General features: G+C 37.9%; 12 protein-coding genes and 1 tRNA gene. 7 read left to right on the forward strand and 6 right to left on the reverse strand.

Annotation, left to right across the window (positions count from 1 at the left end):
• The first annotated feature begins 40 nt into the window (after positions 1-40).
• Genes E0Y80_RS07310 through E0Y80_RS07325 form a run of 4 tightly spaced genes read left to right on the forward strand, consistent with a single transcriptional unit; the run spans position 41 to position 7,940 of the window.
• Entirely contained in the window at positions 41-3,163 is a 3,123-nt protein-coding gene (locus E0Y80_RS07310) for a SusC/RagA family TonB-linked outer membrane protein (protein ID WP_156307003.1), read from the forward strand.
• Positions 3,164-3,173: 10 nt separating this feature from the next.
• Complete coding sequence (locus E0Y80_RS07315; RefSeq protein WP_156307004.1) at positions 3,174-5,081, forward strand: RagB/SusD family nutrient uptake outer membrane protein; 1,908 nt, start codon at positions 3,174-3,176, stop codon at positions 5,079-5,081.
• A gap of 37 nt (positions 5,082-5,118) precedes the next feature.
• Positions 5,119-6,504 (forward strand): 3-keto-disaccharide hydrolase, encoded by a 1,386-nt coding sequence (locus E0Y80_RS07320; protein WP_231595986.1) that lies wholly within the window; start codon positions 5,119-5,121, stop codon positions 6,502-6,504.
• 20 nt (positions 6,505-6,524) lie between these two features.
• The gene (locus E0Y80_RS07325; RefSeq protein ID WP_156307005.1) at positions 6,525-7,940 is read left to right on the forward strand and encodes a Gfo/Idh/MocA family oxidoreductase; all 1,416 of its coding nucleotides are present in this window, start codon (positions 6,525-6,527) and stop codon (positions 7,938-7,940) included.
• Between the two features lie 137 nt (positions 7,941-8,077).
• On the opposite strand, the gene E0Y80_RS07330 is transcribed toward E0Y80_RS07325, so the two are convergent.
• Together E0Y80_RS07330 and mgtE are read right to left on the reverse strand one after the other, a co-directional pair.
• Positions 8,078-8,154, reverse strand: a tRNA-Asn gene (locus tag E0Y80_RS07330).
• A gap of 106 nt (positions 8,155-8,260) precedes the next feature.
• Positions 8,261-9,637 (reverse strand): magnesium transporter, encoded by a 1,377-nt coding sequence (mgtE, locus tag E0Y80_RS07335; protein WP_156307006.1) that lies wholly within the window; start codon positions 9,635-9,637, stop codon positions 8,261-8,263.
• A gap of 604 nt (positions 9,638-10,241) precedes the next feature.
• Here mgtE and E0Y80_RS07340 point away from each other — a divergent pair.
• Positions 10,242-13,082 (forward strand): hypothetical protein, encoded by a 2,841-nt coding sequence (locus E0Y80_RS07340; RefSeq protein ID WP_156307007.1) that lies wholly within the window; start codon positions 10,242-10,244, stop codon positions 13,080-13,082.
• Positions 13,083-13,289: 207 nt separating this feature from the next.
• Here the strand turns inward: E0Y80_RS07340 and E0Y80_RS07345 are convergent, their stop codons facing one another.
• Both E0Y80_RS07345 and sppA read right to left on the reverse strand, forming a co-directional pair.
• On the reverse strand, positions 13,290-14,480 hold the full coding sequence (locus E0Y80_RS07345) for a phosphoglycerate kinase (protein ID WP_156307008.1): 1,191 nt from the start codon (positions 14,478-14,480) through the stop codon (positions 13,290-13,292).
• Positions 14,481-14,563: 83 nt separating this feature from the next.
• A complete protein-coding gene (gene sppA, locus E0Y80_RS07350; protein WP_156307009.1) occupies positions 14,564-16,333 on the reverse strand; it encodes a signal peptide peptidase SppA in 1,770 nt (589 codons plus the stop codon).
• A 75-nt stretch (positions 16,334-16,408) separates the two neighbouring features.
• Between sppA and folK the strand changes: the two genes are divergently transcribed.
• Both folK and E0Y80_RS07360 read left to right on the forward strand, forming a co-directional pair.
• Complete coding sequence (gene folK, locus E0Y80_RS07355) at positions 16,409-16,912, forward strand: 2-amino-4-hydroxy-6-hydroxymethyldihydropteridine diphosphokinase (RefSeq protein ID WP_156307010.1); 504 nt, start codon at positions 16,409-16,411, stop codon at positions 16,910-16,912.
• Positions 16,890-17,246, forward strand: a complete 357-nt coding sequence (locus tag E0Y80_RS07360; RefSeq protein ID WP_156307011.1) for an Hpt domain-containing protein — start codon at positions 16,890-16,892, stop codon at positions 17,244-17,246. Before folK ends, E0Y80_RS07360 begins: the two co-directional genes overlap by 23 nt.
• Here E0Y80_RS07360 and E0Y80_RS07365 read toward each other — a convergent pair.
• Together E0Y80_RS07365 and rho are read right to left on the reverse strand one after the other, a co-directional pair.
• Entirely contained in the window at positions 17,233-17,919 is a 687-nt protein-coding gene (locus tag E0Y80_RS07365; protein WP_231595987.1) for a CDP-alcohol phosphatidyltransferase family protein, read from the reverse strand. The genes E0Y80_RS07360 and E0Y80_RS07365 overlap by 14 nt on opposite strands.
• A 56-nt stretch (positions 17,920-17,975) precedes the next feature.
• Positions 17,976-19,463 carry a transcription termination factor Rho gene (rho, locus tag E0Y80_RS07370; RefSeq protein WP_156307013.1) on the reverse strand — a complete coding sequence of 496 codons (1,488 nt, stop codon included), beginning with the start codon at positions 19,461-19,463 and terminating at the stop codon, positions 17,976-17,978.
• Positions 19,464-19,520: the final 57 nt, after the last annotated feature.

Raw genomic sequence — 19,520 nt, forward strand, 5'->3', positions numbered from 1 at the left:
GCAGGATTTAAAGCAATGTAAACCTTTAACTAATTTAATTATGACCAAACAGAACGTTTTAACCATCCTATCCCTATTATGGATGGTCCTACTCTCTGTAGAACCGGGATTTTCCCAACAAAATCAAACCCTTATTCGAGGTACAGTAAAATCCATCGAAGGTAATCCAATTGAAGGTGTCAGTGTCATGTTAACCGGCACGCGGAATGGTACATCAACGAATGCAGATGGTATTTTCGAATTAGAAGCTCCGGCTAATAACAGGGGTACTTTAACTCTTACCCATACTGGGTACATTACTCAAACCGTCAACATCAGCGGACAGGAACTTCAAATTACCATGCAAGCTAATGCCGAAGATCTGGACGAAGTGGTGGTAGTCGGCTATGGAACTCAAAAACGAAAGGACCTTACCGGTGCTGTCGCTTCCGTGCAAGCTGAAAAACTGGAGAAGGAAGCTCCCAGATCCGTTCAAGATTTATTAAGAGGAAATGCCGCAGGTATTGTAATCGGACAAGGAAATACAGCGAAAGGTGATGCGGACCTTTTAGTCAGAGGAAGAGGTACCTTAAAAGCCGGTGCAAGCCCCTTAAATGTAGTCGATGGTGTAATATTTGATGGTACATTCGCTGATTTAAATCCCAATGATATCGCCTCCATCGATATCTTGAAGGATGCAAGTGCTACCGCAGTTTATGGTGCTAGGGCGGCAAATGGTGTCGTATTAATCACCACAAAACGTGGCGCTTCTGGTAAACCAACCATTACATTAAATGGAAACTATGGCTTTGTAGAAAACTCTTACATGCCTAAAGTTATGAACGGACAAGAATTTCTAGCCTATCGTTATGATTATGAGATGGGTAAAAGAGCTCAGGACTATCATGATAAATATCCGGAAATGTTCGTAGATCCTAGAAAACTATCAAATGTTGACCAATTAACTTGGTTTAACTATGACCAAAAAGATGCAGCGAGTTCGGTAACTGAAGAACAATTGATAAGATCATGGTTGGCCAGATTAGAATTAAGATCCCCAGAAATTGAAAATTACCTCATTGGCAAAGAAACTAATTGGCAAGATTTGGTTTTTCACAAAGGTATTCAACAAGATTATACAGCCAGTATTTCTAATAAAACTGATAATTTAAACTATTATTTTTCATTAAACCACGTTGATCGTGAAGGTTTCATTGTTGGCAATAGATTTAAAAACTTTAGAACGAGGATCAACTTAGAATCAAAAATTACCAATTTTCTTAAAGTGGGTACAAATGCGAACTTCGCTGCGAGAAATGAAGGATTCCTTCAGGCAGACTGGGGACAATCTGCAATTATCCCTCCTTACGGTTCAGATAATATAGGAGATCCTAACAGTCTCTATAGAAGGCTGCCAACTGGAGACGTTACTCCTGTGAATCCATTCTTCGACAATATGTTCAGAAATCGTGTAGACCGTTATAACACATTAAATGCGACTCTTTACGGAATCATTACACTACCATATGGATTTGAAATCCAATCTAATTTTACTCCATCATTTATTTGGAGAGAATATTATAACCATGATTCTTCATTGAATCCAGAATGGGCTGCCAAAGGCGGGACAGCTGAAAGATCTTTCCACAGAACTTACAATTGGCAAATGGACAACGTCATTAGATGGAAAAAAGCTTTTGGTGAACACAATTTTGAAGTTACCCTCTTACAAAATGCTGAGAAAGGACAATATTGGAGAACTAAGGCAACTGCCTCAAACTTCGTTCCTAGCGACATTTTGGAATGGCACAGAATCCAAGCAGGTACTGTTCCTTTGAATGAAAGTGATGATACGTACCGGACTGGTGATGCCTTAATGGGTAGATTATTCTATTCCTTCAAAGACACATACCTCCTTACCGCATCCGTTCGTCGCGATGGATATTCTGCCTTCGGTGCACAAAACCCTAGAGCTACCTTTCCGGCTCTTGCTTTCGGATGGAACTTTACGAATGAAAAATTCATGGAAGGTACCAAATCATGGTTAGACTACGGTAAACTAAGATTATCATGGGGTAGAAATGGTAACCGCGACATTCCCCAATACGATGCATTATCTGATATGACCTCAGGTCTACACCCATATATTGACTCTAAAGGAAATATTTACTTAGGATCTCAACTGTATGTAAACCGTATGGCCAACTTAGGTTTGAAATGGGAAAACAAATCTTCCTACAATTTCGGATTAGACTTCGCAATTCTGAAAAATAGAATCTCTGGTGCGATCGATGTTTACTCTGCAACAACCCATGATTTACTTGTGGACCGTGAATTACCTGAAATTATTGGTTTTAGCAGTGTGGCTGCAAACTTAGGTGAATTGAAAAGTCACGGTGTAGATGTCAGTATCACAGGTAATATTATCCAGAATGAGTCCTTTAACTGGTCATCGAATTTTATCTTCATGAAAAACAGAAGAAAAATTGTTACCCTTTATGGCGACATGATTGATGTATTAGATGATGCAGGAAATGTAATCGGGCAAAGAGAAGCTGATGATATCAAGAACAGATGGTTTATTGGTGAAGATCCAGACCGAATCTGGGATTACGAACGAAATGGAATTTGGCAAGAAAGTGAACTTGAAGAGGCTGAAAAATATGGCTTGCAGCCAGGAGATTTCAAATATATCGATCAGAATGCTGATGGTGTAATGACTGACTCTGATCGTATTTTCCAACGATATAAAACACCGCGTTTCCGTTGGTCTTGGAGAAATGATTTCAACTACAAAAATTTCAATCTATCTGTATTTGTTTACTCAAACTGGGGACAGACTGATGGTTTCAACCGTGCAGCAAATAACAGCAACTTTGCTGACCGTACTACAGACTATGTCATGCCTCGTTGGACTCCAGAAAACCCAATTGACGACTATGCTAGAATTGGATCTAAGAATATTGGAACAAACTATATTAACAAATCGTTTATAAGGTTGGAAAACATCTCCCTATCCTATTTAGTTCCTTCAAATATCCTTGATAAAGCAAGCATAAGAAACTTAAGAATATCTGCTTCGGTAAGAAATGCCGCAATGTGGGCTCCACACTGGGATTTTGGAGATCCGGAAGGATTCCCTGTTCCAAGAACTTACAACCTAAGTCTTAATTTCTCATTATAAACCTACAATCATGAAAACTTATAAGAAACTATTATATACAGGAATTATTGGTGTAACGAGTATAGCATTTTTGGAAAGTTGCAGTAAGGACTGGCTAAAGCCTCAACCGCTCTCTTTTTACGCCCCTGAAGTCGCACTTTCAACTCCTGAAGGCCTGTACTCAGCGCTCACAGCATGTGAAAGAAATATGCGCCATGAATTTTTCGGAGATGGCGCTCCTATACTTACAGAAATTATACAATCAGATGTTGCTGTTGAAGGAACTACCGATAAAGCCGGTCCACAAATGAACATGGATATTGCCCTCCTTCCAGATGCGCAATTAAACCACGAAAACAATACACGTGTAGGATGGTATTGGTATGAATCTTACAAAGGGATTAAATATGCAAATACCGTCATTTCAAGAGTTGACAATGCTACTTTTAAGGATGATGCTGAAAAGAATGCAATTCTTGGGGCTGCATATTTTCAAAGGGCATATCGTTATTATAAATTAGTCCATCAATTTGGAGATGTCCCTTTCTTGGATTGGGAAATAAACGAACCTAAATATGACTTTTATTCTTACGATCGTTGGAGCATATTAAAGAGACTGAAGAAAGATCTCGAGTTTGCCTACCAATGGGTTCCAGAAGTTGTTGACCGAGGCAGAACCTCAAAAGCGGCATGTGGAATTTTATTAATGAAAGTCGCTATGGCCCTCGAAGACTTCGATCTAGCGATCAAAGTTGGAAATGAAGTTGTTGCAAAACATCCATTAATGAGAAACAGGTTTACTGTCAATCAAAATAAGGCGAACACTAATTTAATGTTTGATTTACATAGTGTAGAAGCTAAACTGGACATGAGCAATACTGAGGGACTCATGTACGTGGTGGCTTATCCAGAGGCGGAAGGTTCAGCAAAAATCGAGACGATGAGAAATGCAGTTCCATTCTGGAACAACGGAAACATCAAAACACCAGATGGCCAAACTGGAACCAATGTCAATTTAGCGCCTGGAGAAACAGACCCTACTATGGATTTAAATAAATCCTATGGCCGCGGAATTGGAAGGTTAAGACCTACCTGGTATTTCAGCAATTCTGTGTGGAGAGCAGATAAAGAGAAGAATGATTTACGTGGTATCCACAATATGAATAGCTGGAAGAGAATGGAAGACTTAAAGTACAACAGTCCTGATTTGAAAGCAAAAGGTAGTCAATGGTATGGAAAAAACTTTGTAAAAAGTCCTAGCATGAGTCCGGAAGATACAATCAGATTATGGTTCTCATGGCCACATTACAAAGTTTTTGTACCAGACCCATTGAGTTCAACATGGACAGGAGGCGAAACTCCTTGGTATGTCTATCGTTCAGCGGAAGTTTATTTATTGCTTGCTGAGGCCCATTACTGGAAGAACAATCTTGCTGCTGCAGCTACAGCTATCAATGAAGTCAGAACTAGAGCTGGTGCAGTTCCATTGCAAGCCGGAGAAATTAATATCGGTGAAATCTTGGATGAAAGAGCAAGGGAATTATATTATGAAGAAAACCGCCATTTAGAATTGGTTCGAATGTCATACACTTATGCTAAGACAAGGAAACCATGCGAGATTTTTGGAGGAAGAGTTTACAATCTCGAAAACATCAGCGGTCCAGGAGGCACTAACTCCAATATAAAACAAATGGGCGTTAATTTTTGGTATGACCGTGTCGTTTCCAAAAGCAACTTTTACAACAAGGGCGTTAAACATAAATGGGCAGAATATAAAATTTCCGTACACCATATCCTTTGGCCTGTACCTGCCGGTGCAATCAATACAAACTTAAAGGGCGTCATCAATCAAAACATCGGATACCCTGGGGCTGAGAGAAATGAAAAACCATTGATTGTCCCTGATGAAGGAACGGTTTTAGGACCTAAAGCTGAATAGAATGATATATATGTTGAATACTAATAAAAACAAAGCAATGAAAAAGAAAATGATAACAAGATCCATATCTGCAGTTGGGATAGCATTATTGCTCTCGTCTACAGTTTTTGCTCAATCAAATAATAAGAATTCAAAGCCATTATTTGATGGAAAAACTCTGCAAGGTTGGAAATCTGTAGGAGGAAAAGCTCCTTATACCGTCGAAGACGGAGCAATTGTCGGAAGAATGACCAAAGGTACTCCCAATTCCTTTTTAATTACTGAAAAGGAATATGGTGATTTTATCCTTGAATTAGATATAAAATTGGAGGGCGACAAAACTAATTCTGGAGTTCAGACTAGAAGTCACTTAGACCCGAACGGAAACAAAGGAATGGGAAGAGTATATGGAAGGCAAGTTGAAATCGACCCTTCTCCTAGGGCATGGGCTGGCGGAATATACGATGAAGCCAGACGTGGATGGATCTATCCCTTGGATCTTAGTGAAAACGCAAAAACTGCCTATAAACAGGACGACTGGAACCATATCCGTATTGAAGCTATTGGAAATGAAACACGCTCTTGGATCAATGGTGTACCTGCTGCATACGTAGTGGACACTGTTGATGCCTCCGGCTTTATCGGCTTACAAGTACACAGCATTAAGGATGAAGAGGACGGAAAGAAGGTCTATTTTAAAAACATCAATATTCAGACGGAAAATTTAAAGCCTAGCCCATATCCTCAGGGACAATATGTTGTGAACCTAACGCCAAATGCATTGAGCCCAACGGAACAGAAAAATGGATATAAGTTGCTATTTAACGGTAAAAACTCGGATGGATGGAGAAGTGTTAAAGGAGATAAATTTCCAGAAAAAGGATGGGCGATTAAAAATGGCACCATCAGCGTTCAAAAATCAGATGGAGCAGAATCTACAAATGGAGGGGATATCATTAGCAAGGATAAATATGCTGTATTCGACCTATCATTTGAATTCAAATTGACTCCGGGAGCAAATAGCGGGGTTAAGTATTTCGTTACTCTCGCTGAAAAAACATCTGGTTCAGCAATTGGCTTGGAATATCAAATTCTTGATGACGCAAAACATCCCGACGCAAAAATGGGTCGTAATGGCAATAGAACTTTAGCATCCCTATATGATTTAATCACTTCTGACAAAGGACGTGGTGCAACCAGACCTATTGGAGAATGGAACCGTGGTAGAGTTGTTGTCGATAAAAATAATCAGGTAACCTATTTCTTGAATGGTGTCAAAGTTTTGAGCTATACGCGTGGATCAAAGGAATTCAGGGATTTAGTAGCAATCAGTAAATATAAAGATTGGGATAAATTCGGAGAGGCACCAGAAGGTCACATTCTATTACAAGATCACGGTGATGAAGTATCATTCCGTTCAATCAAGGTTAAAAAATCAAAATAAAAAATAAACTGTCAATAAATATGAACCATTATTTATCACGCAGAAGCTTTATTAGCAAGTCAATCATGGCTGGCGGAGCGGTATTGCTTTCCAATAGTGTGATTGGAAAAGTTAACCTTGCAAGCCCGAATGAACGTGTCAATTTAGCTTGTGTAGGAATTGGAAATAGAGCAAATGAGATTATTAAAGAGCTATATAAAACTGGTCAATGTAATATTGTAGCCCTTTGTGATGTGGATATGGGAGCAAAACAAACCCAGGAAATAATAAAGATGTTTCCAAATGCTCCCCGATATCAAGATTTCAGAAAATTATTTGATGAAATGGGAAATCAGTTTGATGCAGTAGTCGTAGGAACTCCTGATTTTTCTCACTTTGCCATTACCATGCTCGCTTTAGACCAGGGCAAACATGTATATGTCGAAAAACCAATGGCCAGGACCTTCAATGAAGTTGAGTTAATGATGGCTAAGGCGCGAAAAAATCCAAAGTTAGCCACTCAAATGGGGAATCAAGGGCATTCTGAAGCCAACTACTTCCAGTTCAAAGCATGGAAAGATGCCGGTATTATCAAGGATGTCACTAGAATCGATGCGCATATGAACAGTCCTCGTCGCTGGCATGGTTGGGACCCTAATATTACCGGATTCCCTTATCCTGAAAGAATTCCTGAAACATTGGATTGGGAAGTATGGCAAATGCAAACCTTGGGGCATCATTACAATAAAGACTTTGTCAACGGACAATGGCGCTGTTGGTTTGACTTTGGAATGGGTGCATTAGGCGACTGGGGGGCTCATATTTTGGATACTGCACATGAATTCCTAGAATTGGGTTTGCCAACAGTTGTTGAATCAAAGAATCTAGAGGGACACAACTCCTACTTTTTCCCAATGTCTTCAACCATTAACTTCCATTTCCCAAAAAGGAAGAATATGCCGGCACTGGATATTAATTGGTATGATGGATTGAATAATTTACCACAGATTCCAGAAGGCTATGGTGTATCCGGATTGGATCCGAACATCCCACCGCCAAGCACCGGTAAAATTGAACCAGCAAAATTAAACCCTGGAAAGATTATATACGGCAAGGATTTGACGTTTAAAGGGGGCTCCCATGCCAGTACACTTTCCATTATTCCTGAAGCAAAGGCTCAGGATTTGGCAAATAAACTTCCTGAAGTTCCCAAAAGTCCTTCCAACCATTTTGCAAACTTTTTGAATGCTTGTAAAGGGACAGAGAAAACAAGGTCATCTTTTGAAATTGCAGGACCTTTAAGTCAAGTTTTCTGTTTAGGTGTAATTACACAGAAAATGAACAACCGAATCGAGTTTGACCCAAAAACAAAACAGATCACCAACGATAGATTCGCAAATGAGATGCTTTATGGCCCTCCTCCCGCAAAGGGATGGGAGCAATACTATAAAGTATAGTTGGAATAGAATAATGCAACAGAGGGCGGTAAATTAAGTTTTACCGCCCTCTATGTTTGTTTATGGTCTTATTTGGATTAATGGGAAGAATATCTTGGGCAAAAAAAAAAGATCTGCAAGTTTTACAGATCTTTTTTTGGCTCCTGAAGCTGGGCTCGAACCAGCGACCCTCTGATTAACAGTCAGATGCTCTAACCAACTGAGCTATTCAGGAATTTCAACCGTTCCTTTCGTTTTCGGTGATGCAATTATCGGAAGTTTAACCGAGAAGTGCAAATATTTTTTAGCGATTTATCGCAAGTTATTCAGAACCAATTGAATTATTTAAACAGAACATCCCGCAGGATATAGGTTGCAAAGCTGAAGTAGATCACCAAGCCTGTAACATCGACAATGGTGGATACAAATGGCGCTGATGAACTTGCCGGGTCAGCTCCAAATCTCCGAAGGATAAATGGAAGCATCGATCCTACCAAGGAACCCCAGAGCACAACACCTACCAAGGAACTGCCAATTGCCAATCCGTATAGATACCATACATCTCCGTAGGTCGATTTAAAGACTTCTTCTACTCCGATCCTAAAAAACCCAAGTACACCCAAAATAAGACCTAGCAATAATCCTGAAAGGATCTCCCTCTTCATAACCATCCACCAGTCACGTAAGGTAACCTCTCCCATCGCCATCGCCTGAATGATCAGCGTAGATGCTTGAGACCCCGAGTTCCCTCCGCTGGACATGATTACAGGCATCAACAAGACAAGAATCGTGGTGAACTTAGCCTCATAGTGCTGAAGAACATTAAAAGTCAACAGCTGCCCTAAAAACAACACGATAAGCCATCCCGCTCTTTTCTTGACCAAATGCCATATCGAAACATCCAAGTATGGCTCATCCAAGGCTTCCGTACCACCGATACGTTGCATGTCTTCGGAGTACTCCTCATTCGCAACCCATAGAATATCATCGATCGTCACAATACCCAACATGATATCCTGCTCATCGACAACCGGAAGTGCGACACGGTTGTTCATCCGGAAGATGGTTACCGCTTCTTCTTGCGGATCGTCGGCATGCAGGGAAATCAGTCGATTGTCAATCAGGTCCGCAACAACCTTATCAGGTTCAGCTAATAAAATGTCTTTTATCCTAACGTCATCGACTAGCTTTCCATCAGCATCAATCACATACAACACATCAATCGTTTCTGATGCCGAACCGTAGCGACGGATGTGATCCAAAACCCTTGGCATTGTCCAATGTTCTTTCACAGTAATATAGTCCGGTGTCATCAGACGACCAACGGAATCTTCAGGATAACCTAATAGTGAAAGTGCTTCTTTTCTTTCCTCTGGTGTAAGGAGAATAATCAACCGCTTTACAACGTCTCCTTTCAGTTCCGAAAAGAAGGAAGTACGGTCATCGGGAGGCATCTCGTTAAGGAGCTCTCGAATCTTTGAAGCCGGTAATTTTTTGAGGATTCTTTCTTGGGTCGGGAAGTCTAAAATACGGAATACATTTACCGCTCTTTTTAGACTTAAAATTTCTAAAAATAAAGGACCATATTCTGGAAGTTCATCGATCAATTCTTCAACATCCGAAATATTCAGTTCGTTTAAATAATCCGCAAGCTCGGTTTGATCTCCACGTTCAATCAATTCCTCAACATGTGCTACAAGCATTGCTAATTCTTCCATACGCCTCCTTTAATTTAAAATCCTACATGGGTCCAAAAATCGTTTGTGCAAAAGTCGTTTTTTTTGGCATAATAATATAATTAAATTTTAATCAATGATTTCTATTTGTTGAATACTAAAAAATCAACTCATTCAAATAACCAAAACAAGCCATATTGTCAGTATCCAATACGCACTAGAAACACCAACATTTTAAAGTATTAATTTATTTCAAATCCCCCATATACTAAACCAGAAATAATTTGACGAATCCACCCCTTTAAAAATAAATTTCAAAACAACACAAAATTCTCAGGAGAATTCGGAATATGAAATTCACATCGTTTCTATATCGTAATCTCAAACAAATTGAAAACTCATTTTAAAATATCAACAACAGTTATTTTTTTGAAAAATTGAACAAATTCAACTACATTTACAAAGTGAAAAAGAAGTGATAAATTTAATCACAATCATGAGATAAAAACCAATTTTAATAGCTATTTATCGCAAAAATCAACAGATTACAAATTAATTATAATTATCTTTTTTTCAATACATTATGAATACTACAAAAACAATAAATTTATATAAAACAGTTAAATTGTACTAATATTTTTAGCATATGAATATTTTAACGTTTTTAAATAAAAATATAAAGCTATTTATCAGTGTTTTAACTGTTTTTACATTAACTTTAAATACACTACCTCTAAAATCTCAGATAATAGACAATGAACAAGCACATTTTAAGGTCCATTGGAGACAGATAAACAGCTCTAATTTTCAACTTATATTTCCAGTTGAAATGGAACAATCTGCTCTGCTCCTCTCCCAACAAATAGATAGCATGATCATTTTTGCAAGCAAGGATTTAAATAGAAAACCTAAAAAGATTTCCATAATTCTTCAAGAAAATCATGTCGAACAGAATGGTTTTGCTCAGCTTGCACCTCGGAAAGTTGAAGGATTTTCTACGCCGGGACCTGCCAGCGATAACACGGAATGGCTTCCAAATTTAATTCAACACGAGCTAAGACATGTAGCGCAATTTGACAAATTGACAGGTAAAATTCAAGGTCCATTTTTTCAGCAATTGGCCTTTGCTTTATATGGTTTACATCTTCCGGCATGGTACTTCGAAGGGGATGCGGTATCCATCGAAACTCAATTTTCTGCTGGCGGTAGAGGACGTAGTTCCGCATGGATGATGCCTCTCCGAACAAATATCCTTTCGGGTAAACACTACTCTTTTAGCAAAAATATATTGGGTTCTTACAAAGACATCACCCCTACTTATTACCTCACCGGCTATGTGATGAACACCTATTTAACTAACCATTTTGGATACCCTATTAAGGAGAAAATATTAGAGAATATGAGAGCCAATTTATGGCGCCCATTCAACTTTAATATTGCATTAAAAAGAGAGACAAATCTGAATAGTGCGAAGCTGTATAAAGCCACGATGGATTCCTTAAACCAAAATTGGAAATCGACCTTCGAAAAACCGGAAATCAACCTGATTTTGGAAGATCAGGAACGCTATCCGACCAGCTATTTTTTACCCCAATCGAACAGTTCAAAATCTGTTTTTACATTAGTTCAATCTCCTGAATTTATAAGTGAAATTAGAAAAATCAATGCCAGCAATGAACAAGTTTTGGTAAAAATTGGCTATCAATTGACTCCATATTTTCATGTAAATGACCGTTTTTTAGTTTGGGATGAAATAAGAAAAGATGCAAGATTTGCTAAGCAAACCTATAATATTATTAGAATATTAGATCTCAAAACCTTAAAAATTCAGGACCTTTCTAAAAACTCCCGCTTCTACAGCCCTATATTAAGCCGAAATTCTGAAAAGGTATATGCAATCCATATTGACCAAAATAATGTCTCCAGCCTCTTTAAAATTGACCGAAAAACAAAGGAAACAACAAAAATAACCGAAATTCCCAATGGAATCTTGCTCCAACAACCATCCCTTAACGAAGATGAATCCAGAATTTCTGCCATTGGTATTGGAAAAAATGGAACTAATATTTTAGAAATTAACCTCCAAACTGGTGCGATTAAAGAACTCTTCCCATGGTCAAACCAAGAATTCCAACGCCCAATTTACCTCGAAAATGAACTCTATTTTAAAGCTCAATTCAATCAAATTGACAATATATACAAGTACAATTTTACAGATAATAAGATCTACCAAATTTCAAATTCCTCATTTGGCGCTTTCAATCCAAGCCCCGGAAATGGTAAAAATATCCTCTATAATGAATATCAATTCAATGGTTACAAAGCCGCAATTCTAGACTCAACGAAACTTGAAGGAACTGAAATTTACCCTAATTTTCAGGTAAATGCTATCTTTGACAACCAACTGAAAGCTCCTTTTCAGCTATTAAACTCAATGGAAAACCCTCCGTTAAAAGCTGAAAAATACAATACCTTAAATCATTTTTTCAACTTCCATAGCCTAAGTTTAAGTAGCAATAACTTTGAAAACTTTGAAAATTATAGACCCGGAATCTTTTGGTTGGCGAACGATTTACTGAATACCTCCCAACTAAAATTAGGGTATGAATATGATTTGGACATGGAAAAAAGCATCTATTCTGCCGAAGTTTCCTACCAGAAATATTACCCTAAATTCACATTAGCCTATCAAAATAGAGGGCAAATAGCCTATGCGAAAAAACAAAATACGGAAAATGAATACACTAAATTTGATTTCCGAGAGCATGTTTATAGTTTAGAAATGCTGATTCCCTTGAGCATTTATCGCGGTAAAACAATCTATAGTTACGGATTAAATGTAGGCACTTCCTATCAAAAAAGATACGATTTAAGTCTTACTACCCTGAAAGGATTTCATGATGAAATTGCTTTCCCGCTAAATTATCAGGCTTACTTCAATAGAAATAGACGCAGAAGCCAGATGGATCTGATTCCTAAATGGGGACAGAATATCAACGTTATTTACAGACATGTACCCTTTGAAAGTACCTTACAAGGTTCCCTCTTTGCTGTCAGAACCAACTTTTATTTCCCAGGATTTTTTGCAAATCATGGCTTTCAGGCCAGGTTGTCCTATCAAAAATCTGACGGTCGATACGACGCTACAAATGACATCCCAATGGTCAGTGGATATGCCCATTTTGACTCTCCGAAAGTAGAAAACACACTTTTATTTAACTACCGTTTCCCAATTGCCTACCCTGATTGGAATATCGGACAATTAGCATATATTAAACGATTCCATGGTTATTTATTTGCTGATTACCAGAACATTCAAGATGGAAATGCTGAACCAACATCCTTCGGTATCGGATTATCAGCAGACTTTAATATGTTTAAATATGTATTGCCTGACTTTGGAGTGGGCGCCAAACTAAGCTATATCAATCATCCAAGCGCCAAACAAACCCTAGTCCCTAGCTTTAGCCTAAGCTATAGCTATTAAAAAAAAGTGGTTTAGGGGAATATTATCTCCTAAACCACTTTTAACAATATTTGATGAAAATGACAAAAGTATAAGACCGGTCAACTCTATTTAGAAATAGCCAACCATCTCGGCTCTTTCATCTCCTGTCTTTTGTCTTATGTAAACTGTCTAACCCATAATATCCAACTATTTCGGCTCTTATGTCTACTGTCTACTGTCTACTGTCTAATCCAAAATAGCCTTTACACCTGGAAGGGTCTTTCCTTCCATATATTCCAACAAAGCACCACCACCTGTACTTACATAACTTACATGCTCAGTCATACCGAATTTTGACACTGCAGCAGCAGAATCTCCACCTCCGATCAAAGAGAATGCACCACGTTCTGTTGCAGCAACCACTGCATTTGCTACCTCGCGAGTACCTTTTTCGAATGTTTCCATTTCAAAAACTCCCATTGGACCATTCCATAGCAATGTATTGGATGCCATAATAACATCTTTAAAGTGATCTGCTGACTCAGGACCAATATCCAATCCTTGTTTATCTGCAGGGATTTCATCATTTGGACCATTATATACATTCGCATCATTTGCAAAACGATCTGCAATCTGAGCATCTGTAGGAAGTACTAAATTCACTCCTTTTTCATCAGCCTTTTTCACTAATTCATTAGCAAGATCAAGTTTATCAAGCTCAACTAAGGACTGACCTATCTCTCCACCACGTGCTTTTACAAAGGTATAAGCCATACCTCCACCAATAATCAGGTTATCTACCTTATCCAATAAAGCCTCGATCAACTCAAGCTTATCAGAAACTTTAGCTCCACCCATAATGGCCGTAAAAGGACGTTCTGGCTTGTTCATTACCTTCTCAGCATTCTCAATTTCCTTGGCCATTAAATATCCAAAGTATTTGTTATTCGGGAAGAATTCTGCAATAATAGCCGTAGAAGCATGTGCTCTATGGGCAGTTCCGAATGCATCATTTACATAAACATCACCTAATTCTGCTAATTTCTTTGCAAAATCACGGTCTCCCTTTTCTTCTTCTTTGTAGAACCTTAAGTTTTCTAACAATAATACCTGTCCTGGTTGCAATGCCTTTGCTTTCTCTACAGCCTCTGCACCAATACAGTCATTTGCAAATTGAACTTCAACGCCTAATACCTTTGAAAGGTAGTCAACGATATGTTTTAATGAATATTTGTCTGTTGGTCCACCTTTTGGTCTACCTAAATGTGACATCAAAATAACGGAACCGCCGTCTTTTAAAATCTTTTGAATAGTGGGTAATGCGCCTTGGATACGGTTATCATCAGTAATGTTGAAGTTCTCATCTAATGGAACGTTGAAATCAACTCTGATTAAAGCCTTCTTTCCGTTAAAATTTAAATCGTCGATAGTTTTCATGTTATTTTTATTTCCGGTTGATTTTAGAGTTTAAAGATATAAAAAAGGCGGTGATTCGGAAATTCTTATCAACGCCTTTTCTATTAATATATTTCTACCAGGTATGGAATTCTAGCTTGAACTCCTGATAATTGACTTATACGTTTCAATTCTTTTAAGTATTTCACATAATCCCCCATCTCATCTTCCAACATCCACATTTTAATTTTATCTTTTGATGTAGACCAAATCGATGCAAATGGATCTTTTGAACGTGGATACTCTGAAATCCTATAGTTCTCAAGGTTGGCCTTCTTTGCAGCTGCCACAATTGCCTGATCTAAGGTTCCCAATCGATCTACTAACTTTAGCTTTACAGCTTGTTCTCCTGTCCAAACACGCCCTTGACCAATACTATCAACATCTGCAACAGAAATTTTCCTGCCTTCAGCAACCCGACTTAAAAATACCTGGTAAATTTTATTTACTCCGCCCTGGATAATACCTTTCTCCTCTTCGGTTAATGGTCTGTCCATATCCACATCCATATCGGCAAACTTAGATGTCTTTACAGCATCAAAGTGTATCCCTAATTTGTTGTTAAATAATTTCTGAAAACTAGGAATCAATCCAAATACACCGATAGAACCAGTTAAAGTTGTTGGATCAGCAAAAATAGAATCCGCAGCGGCTGAGATATAATATCCTCCTGAGGCAGCATAATCCCCCATCGATACAACGATAGGCTTTACTTTTTTGGTTAATTCAACTTCACGCCAAATAGATTCTGATGCTAATGCTGATCCTCCAGGAGAATTAACACGCATGACAATCGCTTTAACCTTATCATCTTTTCGAAGCTCGCGTATTTCTCTTGATAATTTATCGCCACCAATCTGCCCATCTATCCCCTCTCCATCTATAATCTCACCATACGCATATAAAACCGCAACTCGGTCTCCACCTGCCTCACCTGCATTTGCCTTATTTGAATAATCTAATAAAGAAACAGTTGAGATATCTTTCTTTTCATCCAAACCTAACTTTTCCTTGATTTTGGCAATAACCTGGTCCTTATATAATAGGTCATCAACAAAACCCAATCTTTTTGCATCTTCTGGTTCACGAATCTTATATCCATCCGCAATTTGACGAAGGCTGTCTGCGGATATTTTATTTACCGATGAGATATCAGTAATAAATGTATTGTAAATACTATTTAAATAGGAGGTTACTTGTTCTTTATTTGCTTCACTCATGCTATTTAAAATAAAAGGTTCAACAGCGCTTTTATAGGTTCCAACCTTTAAAACCTGCATATCAATCCCCAATTTATCAAGTGCCTCTTTATAAAACATAACCGAACTTGCCAATCCTCTAAAATCTAAAGACCCTTGTGGATGTAGGTAAACTTCATCCGCCACGGAATTCAAGTAATAGCCTTTTTGACTCATCACATCACTGTAGGCTACAATAAATTTATCTGATGATTTAAAATCCAATAACGCTTCCCGAATTGCCTTCATTGTCGCAAAACCCGTCCCAACACCGGAAATATTCAAATAGATCCCTTTAATATTTGAATCCGTTTTTGCAGCCTTAATTTTTGATACGATATCATTTAATCCAATGGATTTCGTCGTTGCAAAACCAGGTACATCTAAGCCTTCAAAGGGATTGGGCTCAGTCTTCTCTGTAATGGAATGATTTAAGTTTATCATTAACACGGAGTTACTTGCTGTTACAGTTTCGCTCTTGCTACCTACCGAACTTACCATGATGCCAATGATGCCCATCATCACGAAAAACATCAGAATGCTACAAATGATAATACCAGTAATGGTTGCTAAAACATATTTAAAAAATGATCTCATATATTTTCTTTTTAGTAGTGTTCGTAAATTTAAGCTATTATTCCGATTATCATAAACAATTCATATATTAAACTCATGAATATAGTATACCTACTTTTAGGGGCAAATATTGGGAATCCAAACAAACAACTGAAGGACGCTAAGGAAGAAATTGAAGAAAGGATTGGCAAAATCACGCTGGCATCAAAAGTTTATGAATCCGAGGCTTGGGGTGTTGAAAACCAACCTGTATTTCTAAATCAGGTTATTGCTTTAGAAACTGATTTCTCAGCCAATAAGGTCCTTCAGGAAATCATGAAGATTGAATTGGTTCTAGGAAGAATTCGCGCTAAGCGCTGGGGATCTAGAGTAATAGATATCGACATACTATATTATAACAACGAAATAATTCATACCGAAGACCTTCAAGTACCTCATCCTTACATACAGGAAAGAAACTTCACTTTAATTCCACTTACAGAAATTTCGCCAAATCACAAACATCCCATTTTCAAAAAAACTAACCAGGAATTGCTTGATGAATCTAAGGACACTTTAAAAGTAAATATTTCAAAAAATGAATCCTTATCAAATTATTAACTCAGAATCCATCCAAGAAAACATGATGAACAACATGGAAATCATTAAACAAATGATCCCTATGTTCTTAGGACAAGGCGTTGAAGATTTTAATGCTTTAGAAGCTGCAATCGAAACCCAAAATCATGATGAAATTAAATCTAAAGCTCACCACATTAAACCTACTATGCAATATTTGGGGGCTACTGACCTCAGACTAAAATTCCAAAAACTTGAAGATGATGCCGCTAAAAATACCCCAATGCAAGACCTTAGCCTACAATTTCAAGCCATTAAAAAAGATTTTGAACTAGCGATGGATGAGTTAAGAGACTATCAAATTAAATTGTCGTAATTTTCTTCTCCGATGCGAAATGAATCTTGGAAAAGATAATATAAAGGACCAAGATAATTGGCAGTGCAATAAATTTCAATGCTATTATTAAACAAACGCTGACGATTAGGAAAAGGTACTTATATTTATTTACAGACCAGCTCAGACTATTTAACTTCATAGAAAACAACTTTATTTCTGAAACAAGCAATAAACTGCATACTATAGTTATGCCCAATAACAACCATGTATTTTTTAAAGACGGATAATCCAAGGCAATAAATGGAAGGGATACAATAAAAAATGTATTCATTGGCGTATTGACCCCAATAAAATCAGTAGTTTGTCTTGTGTCAATATTAAACTTTGCCAACCTCAGTGCAGAAAAAACGGTAATTATGAAACCAAGATAAGGTAGATAGGGATGTTCTGTGGTATCTCTAAGCATCGTAAAAATAATTGCTCCCGGTAAAAAGCCAAAGCTTATTACATCTGCTAAAGAATCCAATTCTTTTCCAATTAATGATTTTACATGTAAGGCTCTTGCCGACATGCCGTCAAAAAAGTCAAATATCCCTGATGCTAAGACACAATAGAAGGCTAACAGATATTCTTGGTTCAGTACCAAAACGGTACCGATACAGCCGCTAAATAAATTAAGGGAAGTGATCGTGTTAGGAATGTATTTCTTCATAAAAAAAGCCATCTTTCTGCAAAGATGGCTTAAAAATATCAATTTATGATGGCTTTTTAGCCATTCATACTAATTAAAAATTCTGAATTTGATTTTGTACCACGCATTTGGGTTAACAAAAATTCCATTGCTTCCTGAGAATTCATATCCGCCAAATGGTTTCTTAATACCCACAGACGCTGTAATTCATCACGATCAACCAATAGATCATCACGTCTTGTACTTGAAGCCGTAAGGTCGATTGCTGGGAAGATGCGTTTATTAGATAATTTACGATCTAATTGAAGTTCCATATTACCAGTTCCCTTGAATTCTTCAAAGATAACTTCGTCCATTTTGGAACCAGTTTCTGTTAACGCTGTCGCCAAGATTGTCAATGAACCACCGTTCTCAATATTTCTTGCCGCACCAAAGAAACGCTTCGGCTTATGCAATGCATTTGCATCAACACCACCAGATAAGATTTTACCAGATGCTGGCGCAACCGTATTGTAAGCACGTGCTAACCTGGTAATCGAATCTAATAAGATAACAACGTCATGACCACATTCAACCATACGTTTTGCTTTCTCAAGAACGATATTCGCAATTTTAACATGACGGTCTGCTGGCTCATCAAACGTTGAAGAAACAACTTCCGCACGTACACTTCTTGCCATATCGGTTACCTCCTCAGGACGCTCATCGATCAATAGGATAATCAAATAAACTTCCGGATGGTTCTTGGCAATAGCATTGGCTACTTCCTTTAATAAGTTTGTCTTACCTGTTTTTGGTTGCGCTACGATTAATCCACGTTGACCTTTACCAATTGGGGTAAATAAGTCCATGATTCTTGTTGAATAATTGCCTGGACCTAAATCCAAATTCAACTTTTCATCAGGGAACAATGGTGTTAAATAATCAAATGGTACACGATCTCTTACTTCTGCAGGATCTTGTCCATTAATAGCCTCAACACGTACTAATGGAAAATACTTCTCCCCTTCTTTCGGAGGGCGAATACTTCCTCTTACATTATCACCCGTTTTCAAACCAAATAATTTGATTTGTGATTGGGAAACATAAATATCATCAGGTGATGTCAAATAGTTGTAGTCTGAAGATCTTAAGAATCCATAGCCATCGGCCATAATTTCTAGAACACCTTCATTTACAATTACATTGTCAAAATCTGTTGGAGTGGAAGCTTTTGGAGCACTTTCTGGAATAGATGGAGCGGGGGTCTCTGTCGGGGTAACTTCTGCAGGTTTACTAGCGAACTCTATTTTTGTCTGTTCTTCTTCTGACCTGTTTCTACCAACTGCGACTGGTTCTGCAGTTTTGACAGTACGCACTCGCTTCCTCGTACGTTCTGCATTTGCCTTATCAGAGTCTGCATCAACAGTTTCTACTGTCTCTTCATTTTGCGACTCCTTGGCTATCTCAGAAATACGATCAATTAATTCTTGTTTTCTAAGCTTCTCGGAATCCGCAATGCCTAGAACTTTCGCAATCTCGCGCAATTCAGACACGAGCTTCGTATTCAATTCATTAATATCCATTAATATTAAAATATGATTTTTTTAAGGATTTTACTTTTATCGAAAAATATCTCTCAG

It is taken from the genome of Sphingobacterium endophyticum (assembly GCF_009733535.1).
Lineage (GTDB): Bacteria > Bacteroidota > Bacteroidia > Sphingobacteriales > Sphingobacteriaceae > Sphingobacterium > Sphingobacterium endophyticum.

What these genes read in the sequence shown, in the direction of transcription:
- E0Y80_RS07310 (WP_156307003.1), top strand. Translation starts at nt 41, where the DNA reads ATGACCAAACAGAACGTTTTAACCATCCTATCCCTATTATGGATGGTC.
- E0Y80_RS07315 (WP_156307004.1), top strand. Translation starts at nt 3,174, where the DNA reads ATGAAAACTTATAAGAAACTATTATATACAGGAATTATTGGTGTAACG.
- E0Y80_RS07320 (WP_231595986.1), top strand. Translation starts at nt 5,119, where the DNA reads ATGAAAAAGAAAATGATAACAAGATCCATATCTGCAGTTGGGATAGCA.
- E0Y80_RS07325 (WP_156307005.1), top strand. Translation starts at nt 6,525, where the DNA reads ATGAACCATTATTTATCACGCAGAAGCTTTATTAGCAAGTCAATCATG.
- mgtE (WP_156307006.1), bottom strand. Translation starts at nt 9,637, where the DNA reads ATGGAAGAATTAGCAATGCTTGTAGCACATGTTGAGGAATTGATTGAA.
- E0Y80_RS07340 (WP_156307007.1), top strand. Translation starts at nt 10,242, where the DNA reads ATGAATATTTTAACGTTTTTAAATAAAAATATAAAGCTATTTATCAGT.
- E0Y80_RS07345 (WP_156307008.1), bottom strand. Translation starts at nt 14,480, where the DNA reads ATGAAAACTATCGACGATTTAAATTTTAACGGAAAGAAGGCTTTAATC.
- sppA (WP_156307009.1), bottom strand. Translation starts at nt 16,333, where the DNA reads ATGAGATCATTTTTTAAATATGTTTTAGCAACCATTACTGGTATTATC.
- folK (WP_156307010.1), top strand. Translation starts at nt 16,409, where the DNA reads ATGAATATAGTATACCTACTTTTAGGGGCAAATATTGGGAATCCAAAC.
- E0Y80_RS07360 (WP_156307011.1), top strand. Translation starts at nt 16,890, where the DNA reads ATGAATCCTTATCAAATTATTAACTCAGAATCCATCCAAGAAAACATG.
- E0Y80_RS07365 (WP_231595987.1), bottom strand. Translation starts at nt 17,919, where the DNA reads ATGAAGAAATACATTCCTAACACGATCACTTCCCTTAATTTATTTAGC.
- rho (WP_156307013.1), bottom strand. Translation starts at nt 19,463, where the DNA reads ATGGATATTAATGAATTGAATACGAAGCTCGTGTCTGAATTGCGCGAG.